This window comes from Vibrio sp. 1874, from assembly GCF_033344395.1.
In the GTDB taxonomy this organism is placed as follows: Bacteria; Pseudomonadota; Gammaproteobacteria; order Enterobacterales; family Vibrionaceae; genus Vibrio; species Vibrio alginolyticus.
Genome location: NZ_JAWPOR010000119.1, coordinates 1 through 1,201 on the forward strand (window position 1 = coordinate 1; position 1,201 = coordinate 1,201).

At 43.1% G+C, this 1,201-nt stretch carries 1 protein-coding gene and 1 pseudogene; one reads left to right on the forward strand and one right to left on the reverse strand.

What is annotated here, in order from left to right:
- A pseudogene (locus tag R8N46_RS24970) lies at window positions 1–484 on the forward strand (assembly protein); the annotation flags it as partial.
- A 515-nt stretch (window positions 485–999) separates the two neighbouring features.
- On the opposite strand, the gene R8N46_RS24975 reads toward R8N46_RS24970, so the two are convergent.
- Window positions 1,000–1,201: hypothetical protein (locus R8N46_RS24975; protein WP_318189744.1), on the reverse strand; the 202-nt coding region annotated here is incomplete at its 5' end.

Sequence of the window (1,201 nt, forward strand, 5' to 3'; positions counted from 1 at the left end):
CGCTTTGCTTTTGGGTGTTGGTTTGCCTATCAACATCATGGCGTGGTGGCCTGAACCCGAAAAAGCACCGGAACCAGTAAAGCAGCAAAATGTTAACGTCGAAATTCCAGCTGGCACGCCAACAGCTCAAGGAACGGAGACTTCACCCAAGAAAAAGAACAGTTCCGGTTTTGGTCCTTTAGATGGTTACGACTTTTTTATCACTGGTTACGCTAAGCAAATAGCGCTTAGAACTAGGTTGAAATCAATGGCAGAGCTAAACCGTGACCTGACTTTCTACAAGATATACATCGATGTTTACGATGGTACGGATAAGCTTTTCAGTTTCGACCATACAGATTTGGTTGATATTGGCTACCAGTTCGAGATTCTTTCAGATTGTGTCTATCGGGTAACTTGGGAAGATTCAGAAAGGATCTTCACTTGCGGCCAACGCGAAAAGCCAACTGACATTCTTCAGCAAAACGTTCCTGTTCAGATATAGCAATGCTGATAAACATTCTTTGGGCTTTGTTCTGGGGCTTCTGCATTTGGGGAACAATAATGCTATTTAGATGGGCAACCTCTAGTTAGACCGCTCGCCGCAAGAAGTGATATTGAGCTTGCGAAAATCGCTTCGAGGAAGCGGAACATGTACACAGCCAATCTTTGGCACGTTCACACAGGACTTATTTATGATTGATTCAATTATCGCTTGGATAGATGCCTATGAGTTTTCATGGTGGCATTCACCGTTTTGGTTCTTTTTGAGCTTTGTTTGGTATGTGCTTTGGGATAGGCTTTTCGAGCACCTTAACCCTTATCCTTAGTGCGCATTATGGGTGAGTGTTATGTTGAGTGGTTCGCCTTTGGCCTAGAACGCGCAAAGGGTGGGCGAGAGACTTGCTCATTGTCGGCTTGCCGTACATGCCAGGAAAGAGAATCGCTTTGAAGTGAGAGCCCGTAACATAACACACATAATGCTGCACTAATGAAATGACATACCAAACGCTGAGTATGTCATTTTAGTTTGTCTTTGTTTTTAATCATGAAGTAGTTCAGGAGGCTTTTGCAGTCTTCTGGTCTTCCTTCCAGTTTGATACTTTTTATTTTTCCGCTTTTATCGGTTTTGTATTCATACATGCAGAAATCATCGCCGTTTCTGATTTTTTCTATGCGTTCCTTGCCATAGACTTCTTCAATTGGTCGGTTTGGATCTTCT